The organism is Frankia sp. CoWAU3 (assembly GCF_977971855.1).
In genome coordinates, this window is record NZ_CDWWXB010000116.1 from 1,067 (window position 1) to 7,929 (window position 6,863).

Sequence of the window (6,863 nt, forward strand, 5' to 3'; positions counted from 1 at the left end):
GGCCCGCGCCCTGCGGTTGGCCGAGCACACGGTGCATCCGGACAGCGAGGTGGCCGCAGGCTGGGGCGGGACGCGGGCGAGCATCGCGGCGCGGGTCCGGGCCGAGGCCGACGCGTCGCGGTGGCTGCCGCGGCCCGTGCCCCGGAGCGCGGCCGCCACCGCCACCGCCACCACGACCACGACGACCACGACCACCACGGCGACGGGGTCCGGGTCTGTCAGCCCTGCCCCGGTTCCCCCACCGTTGACCGACGCCGAGGCACTGGAGCTCCACACCCTGCTGCGATCCGGTCAGGACGTCGGCACGGACCGGTCCGCCGGCCCGGTGGTCGAGATGAGCCGATTCCTACCCGCCGAACGGTTCGCGGACCTGGTGGCCACCGCCCGCGCGGCCGACGAGGCGGTCCGCCTTGCCCGCGCGGCCGTCCGTCCCGCGACCCGAGGTCTCCTCGACACGCTCGCCGCGGTCGATCCCGCGGTGGTCTCCCTCGATCCGCTACAGCAGGCGGTCGCCGGCCTCTCCCGCGCACTCGAGGAGCTCGACGGGCGCGGGCAGCGGTCGAACAGACGGCACTGGGTTCCGGCGGCCCTCGACGACGCCCTCGCCGGCCGGGACCGGGTCCTCTGGGCGAAGGTGGCCGCGGCCACGCCGATGATCGCCGAGGCGACGCGGCACGTGACCGAGCTCGGTCTGCACGCGGTCGCCCTTCCGACCTCCGCCTCCCCGGACGGCTCCGCCTCGGCAGCCGACGCCGGCTCCCCGGCGGATCCGGGCTTCGACCCCGCCGCCCTGCTCGCCCGGGGGGAGGCGCTGCGCGAGTACCTCGACGCCGGGGGCGAGCTGCGGCGCAGGTTCCGGCCGAAGGTCCAGAAGGAGGCGGACACGCTGCTGACCCGGACGCTGGTGGACGGCGTCGCGCCGACCACCCCGGAGCTGCTCGATCTCGTGCTCGTCCGGCTCCGGGCGGAGGTCGCGGTCGAGGCCGCGACCCGCGGATGGGTCCTGGTCGGGATCGCGCCGCGGCCCACCGATCCCTTCGAGGTACGCCTGTCCCGGTTGGTTGAGGCGCAGGAGGCCGTCACGGAGATCCAGGCGATCGTGGCGGCGCGGAACCGGGTCGTGGCAATCCTGGAGGACATCGTGCCCGGCCGGGCACCGGCGATGGACTCCGCCGAGCGCGTCCGGGATCTCGCGGCCGTCATGGCCGCGCTGCGCCCGATGGCAGCCGCCACCGACGCCGAGCGGGCGCTGGGGGAACTGCGGGAGGGCTACGCCGGGCTTGCCACCGCGGCGGGCACGCCGTCCGAGGTCGCCGAGCTGGCCGGCGCGGTAGCGGCCCGCAATGTGGCCGCGTACACGCGGACCCGGGCCGCGCTCGCCACCACCATGGCTGCCCGGGAGGTGGCGCTGCGCCGGGACGAGCTGCTCGGCCGGCTGCGCGCGGCACATCCCGACCTCGCCGATCTCCTCGTCTCGACGGCCGGCGCGACCCGGCCCAATGGAGCGGAGATCTGGCCGGCCAGGCTCGCGGCGTTCACGACCGCCTGGTCCTGGGCGGTGGCCGCGAGCTGGCTGACCGCCACGGCCCCCGGCGCCGCCACGGCCCCCGGCGGCCCGGCTGGACCACCCGTCGATCTGGACGCCGAGCTGGACGCGGCGGAGGACATGGTCGCCGCGGCCACCGCGGAGCTGGCCGGCGCCCGCGCGTGGAAACACTGCCTCGAACGGATGGGCGCCGAGCAGTCGGCCGCGCTGCGCGCCTATGCCGACGCGGTGGCGGCCAGCGGCACCTTCGGCGGCCGCCACGCCGAGCGTTTCCGCCAGGCCGCCCGGGAGGCGATGGAGATCGCCCAGACGGCGGTGCCGGCCTGGGTCATGCCGATCCGGGAGGTGCTGTCGACGATCCCGGCGGTGCGCGACAGCTTCGACGTCGTGATCGTCGACGAAGGCAGTCAGGCCGGGCTCGACAGCCTGTTCCTGCTCTGGCTCGCCCCACGGGTGATCGTCGTGGGCGACGACCGGCAGTGCACGCCGCCGGTGGAGGTCACGGACGAGCTCGACCGGGTCTTCGACCGGCTGGAGGCTCTGCTGCCGGAGGTGCCGGCATGGCTACGCGTCGGGTTCACCCCCCGGTCGAGCCTGTTCACGCTGTTGCGAACCCGCTTCGGCGAGGTGATCCGGCTGCGGGAGCACTTCCGGTGCATGCCGGAGATCATCGAGTGGTCGTCGGCCATGTTCTACCGGGACGCGCCGCTGCTTCCCCTGCGCCAGTTTGGTGCCGACCGGCTGCCGCCGCTGGTCGCCCGGTTCGTTCCCCACGGTTTCACCACGGACGCGGGCCTCGGTCCACGCAATCCGGCCGAGGCCGATGCCCTGGTCGCACAGGTGCTCTCCTGCGCCGAGGATCCCCGGTACGCCCGGCTCTCCTTCGGCGTCGTCGTCCCACAGGGCACCGCACAGGCGGCGCTGATCCGCGACCAGCTGGCCGACCGGATGTCCGCCGCCGAGCACCAGCGTCGACGGCTGCGGGTGGGCGTCCCCGCCGACTTCCAGGGTGACGAGCGCGACGTCGTCTTCCTGTCCCTGGTGGTGGCGCCCGACTCGCGCATCACCCCGCTGACCCGGCTGGAGTACCAGCGGCGGTTCAACGTCGCGGCCTCCCGGGCCCGCGACCAGGTCTGGCTGTTCCACTCCGTACCGGTCACCGATCTTGACCCTCGCGATCTGCGGCACAACTATCTGAGCTACGTGCTGTCCACGACGCACCCGGCGGCCGCCGGCCGCGGCGAGGAGCCCCCGGCACTCGCCGAAGTGCCGACCAACCGTCCGCATCCGGCCTTCGGATCCCTGTTCGAACAGCGGGTCTTCCGGGAGATCGCCGGCCGCGGCTACCTGGTCACCCCGCAGGTGGAGATCAACGGTCGGCGGGTCGACCTGGTCGTCTCGGGCGATCGGGCCCGGCTCGCCGTCGAGTGCGACGGGGACGTCGGCTCCGGTCCGGACGAGATCGCGCACGAGTTCGCCCGGGAGCGCGAGCTGCGCCGGGCTGGCTGGCGGTTCTGGCGGGTCCGCCAGTCCGAGTTCGAACTCGACGCCGACGCCGCGTTGGCCTCGTTGTGGCCGCGGCTGGCGAGAGCCGGCATCGCGCCCGTGAACACCGGGGCGCGAGGACTGCGGGACGAGGCCGCCACCGGCCTCCCCCGTGTCGAACATTCCACCGTCCGGGCGAGCGCCGACGAGGCGCTGCATCGGTGGCGGCCCATCGCCCTGTCCGATCTGGAGGGCCTCGACGACGCACCGCCGGACGCCGATCCGCGCGGTTCGGCCCGTGATTCGATCCCGGTCCTCCGGCGAGGCACGGGCGCGGCCCCGGGCGCCGGTGGGGGCGACCGCTCCCCGCGGGCCGAACGGGTCGGTCAGGCCGGCGGCCCGGTCACCCCGTCCGGTTCGAACGGCGCCGGCAGGACGTCGGGATCGTGATCGTCGTGGGGATGCCTCGGCACCTGCTCCGGCGCCCGGCCGGTCACGGGGTGTCCGGGCCGCCGGCTTCCGCATCGATCGGGGGTGAGGCACCGGCCGGCTCGGCCCAGTGAATCCGCACCGCGCGACCGATCTTCTCGTCGGCCCGATCCGGCGTCTTCTCCGTGGCGTGTTCCGGATCCGTCGGGTCCTCGGTCTCCGAGTCGCCCACGCCGACGATCCGCACGAGTCCGGATCGCGGCAGTCGTGGCTTCGCGATCGGCAGTTCGGTGAAGTCCGCCCGGCGGATGCGGCAGAACGCGCTCTGGGTGCCGGTGCCGAGCTGGCAGGCCCCGAAGTCGGCCGCGGCGGACAGGTAGGCGAGCGCCTCGGTCCGGTCGAGCCCGACCCGGCTCTGCAGGAAGACCACCGCCGACCGCGCCGCGCGGCGGACCGACTCGGCGAGGTCAACGTCGAGCCCCAGGGTGACCCAGGCCGTGTCGGTCTCGATGAACGGTTCCCGCAGCGCGCCGAGAACCGACCGGGCCGCCGTGTCACGCAGCACGGTCAGCCGCAGCGTCGCCCGTAGCGGGCCATCCAGGGCGGTGGCACCGATCTTCCCGTCCCCGAGGGCGTAATGCGGATCGCCGACGGCGAACAACGCGCCGCTCACCTGGACCGGCAGGAACAGCCGCGCGCCCGCGCCGAGTTCCCGGCAGTCCAGGGCGCCGCCGTGCAGACCGATCGAGGTGGAGGGGACGATCTTGGTGGTAGTGTCCACGCCGACCGCCATGATGCCCAGGAACGGCGCCAACGGAAACCGGGTCCTGCTGCCGTTCACGCTGGTCAGGGCGCCGAACAGGCGGCCCCGCCGGCGCTCCACCGCACAGAAGGTGGTAACGGTGCGGAAGCGTCGCCAATGGCGGGCGTCGGCGTCCGCGTCCGGCGGCCCCCCCTCGGGGAACTCCCCGGCGAGCAGGCCCGTGCCATGGCGGGTCGAGACGATCCCATACCGTGCGCGGGGATGCAGCGAGACCACCTCAACCCGCAGCACGTCCCCCGGTTCCGCGCCCCGGATGAACACCGGTCCGGTGACGATGTGGGGACCGTCCACCCCGAACCGGTGCGGGATACCCGAAGCTGCGATCGCCCGGGCGTCGGCCAGCACCTCCGACGGCGCGACCCCGAAACCGGCGAAGAAGGCGTCGGGATCGCGCCCCTGGTCGCAGAGGATCCCCTCTTGGCTGACCGTGTCGAAGGTGACCGTGGCGCCGGAGTCGATACTGAGAACCGGCCTGGTCAGGGCGTTCGGCAGCTCACCCCATCTGATGGTCTCGGGGGTGGAGGGCAGGTAGTGCCTTCCCTCGATCCTTCCTCGGCCAGGCTGCAGCGCCACCCGACCCTACCTGGACCGATGCCTGGTCAGCGGACCTCCGCTGGGCCGAATCGCCTGGGCGCGCGGCTGACCGACCCCACGGATCACGGCAGGCCGCGGACAACATACACGCGGACAGGTCTGGCTTCGCACGCGCGTCAGATTTCCAGCAGCATATGTCGGGAAGGTGACGCAGACGTTGCGATCACGGTCATTCCGCTGTCTCCGGGTAGGCGGTGCGGCCAGGGCCGCATCCGGCACGCCCCGGCACGCCACCATCCACCCGTCGGTGCCGCCTCCGGCCGGAAGCCCCGGGACCGGTCGGTCCGGTCGGTCCGGTCGGTCCGGCGGGAAACTCCGCCCGAGGATGGAATATCTAGATCATCTAGATATTGGAGGATATGGCGAATGGGAAGTCACGGGAAACCCCCGGCGGGGGCGACGCTGCGCGATCTGGGCGAGTTCGGCTTGATCGAGGCCGTGACGGCGCGTTTCTCCCATGGACGGGACGTGCTGGTCGGCCCCGGGGACGACGCGGCGGTGCTGGCCGCCCCGGACGGTCGGGTGGTCGTCACCACCGACCTGCTGCTCGAAGGACGCCACTTCCGCCGGGACTGGTCGTCCGCGGTGGATGTCGGGCACAAGGCCGCCGCGCAGAACCTCGCCGACGTGGCGTCGATGGGGGCGAGGCCCACCGGCCTGTTCCTCGGCTTCGCCGCACCCGGCGACCTCGCGGTCGACTGGGCCCTGGCGATGGCCGACGGAATGGCCGAGGAATGCGCGCAGGCCGGTGCCTCCGTGTCCGGCGGGGACGTCAGCTCCGCGGATTTGATCATGCTCGGGGTGACCGCGCTCGGTGACCTGCAGGGCCGGCCGCCGGTCCTGCGCTCGGGCGCCCGGCCCGGCGATGCCGTGGTGCTCGCTGGTCGTCTCGGGTGGGCCCAGGCGGGGCTGGCCCTACTCACGGCGGGTTCGGCAGCCGGCGACTCCCGATGGGTCGACGACCCGCGATGGAAGGAGCTGATCGCGGCGCACCGCCGGCCCCGGCCGCCCTACGCGCTCGGGCCGGTGCTCGCCGCCGCGGGCGCGCACGCCATGTGCGACGTCTCGGACGGTCTCGTGGCGGATCTCGGTCACATCGCCGTGGCCTCGGGGGTGTCCATCGATCTCGCGTCGGAAGCCTTCCTGATCGACGAGGCGATGCGGTCGGCCGGGGCTGCCCTTGATGTGGACCCGTTGCGCTGGGTACTCGGCGGCGGCGAGGATCACCCGCTGGTCGCCTGCCTTCCCCCAGAAGTGACCCCGCCGGCCGGGTGCATGGTGATCGGTTCGGTCCTGAGCGGCGCGGGATCGGCCGGCGCGGGGGTGACAGTGGACGGGGAACGCCCCGTAGGCAGCGATGGGTGGGATCACTACGGGCAGTCCGCGACGGACGCATCCTGACCCCGGACACACCAAGGGACAACGACACCAAGAGGGACACCGATACCAAGGGAGAAAGACACCGAGGAGCAGAAACATCAGGAGGCAGACGCCGGCCCGCCAGGTCGCCTCACGGGCGTAGGTCGCTCGAAGCGACATTTATTGGGTCCGGGGGCCATGATGCGGGCCGGCGTCACCGAAGCATAACCGACGGCCCGCCCGGGAGTATCCCCACCGCGCGATGAACGATGGAACGATCTCGCTCTCGCCCTGATTGGCTGTAGCTACCGGACGTTCCCGGCGCCGGTCCGCCCATCCCGGAGAACACGCCGAGCAATCTACTCGTAACCGATCATGGACAGGCCAGGCCGGGATGCCCAGAGCGGGTAGGATAGGCAGACGGTGGCGGAAGGGCCTTATCGGAGGCCGAGAAGCGAGACCGTGGATAGAGGCGAATGGCCCCGTGACAGCACCGACGGTACCTGCGTCAGGACCTGACTTCGGACCCAATGAATGGCTGGTCTTCGAGATCTACCAACAGTTTCTCGAAGATCCGCAGAGCGTGTCACCGGAGTGGCGCGAGTTCCTCTCCGATTACCACCCCGG

The 6,863-nt window shown here is 72.8% G+C and carries 4 protein-coding genes; 3 read left to right on the top strand and 1 reads right to left on the bottom strand.

Features of this window, described 5'->3' with window-relative positions:
- On the top strand, positions 1–3,481 hold a 3,481-nt coding region (locus AC08ON_RS11555), incomplete at its 5' end, for an AAA domain-containing protein (RefSeq protein ID WP_476616943.1).
- Between the two features lie 43 nt (positions 3,482–3,524).
- On the opposite strand, the gene AC08ON_RS11560 is transcribed toward AC08ON_RS11555, so the two are convergent.
- Positions 3,525–4,856, bottom strand: coding sequence for an acetamidase/formamidase family protein (locus AC08ON_RS11560; RefSeq protein ID WP_476607019.1), 1,332 nt, complete (start codon positions 4,854–4,856; stop codon positions 3,525–3,527).
- Positions 4,857–5,243: 387 nt separating this feature from the next.
- Between AC08ON_RS11560 and AC08ON_RS11565 the strand changes: the two genes are divergently transcribed.
- Together AC08ON_RS11565 and AC08ON_RS11570 are read left to right on the top strand one after the other, a co-directional pair.
- On the top strand, positions 5,244–6,278 hold the full coding sequence (locus tag AC08ON_RS11565) for a thiamine-phosphate kinase (RefSeq protein ID WP_476607020.1): 1,035 nt from the start codon (positions 5,244–5,246) through the stop codon (positions 6,276–6,278).
- Between the two features lie 352 nt (positions 6,279–6,630).
- The coding region (locus AC08ON_RS11570) for a 2-oxoglutarate dehydrogenase E1 subunit family protein (RefSeq protein WP_476616945.1) at positions 6,631–6,863 on the top strand (233 nt) is incomplete at its 3' end.

What these genes read in the sequence shown, in the direction of transcription:
- AC08ON_RS11565 (WP_476607020.1), top strand. Translation starts at nt 5,244, where the DNA reads ATGGGAAGTCACGGGAAACCCCCGGCGGGGGCGACGCTGCGCGATCTG.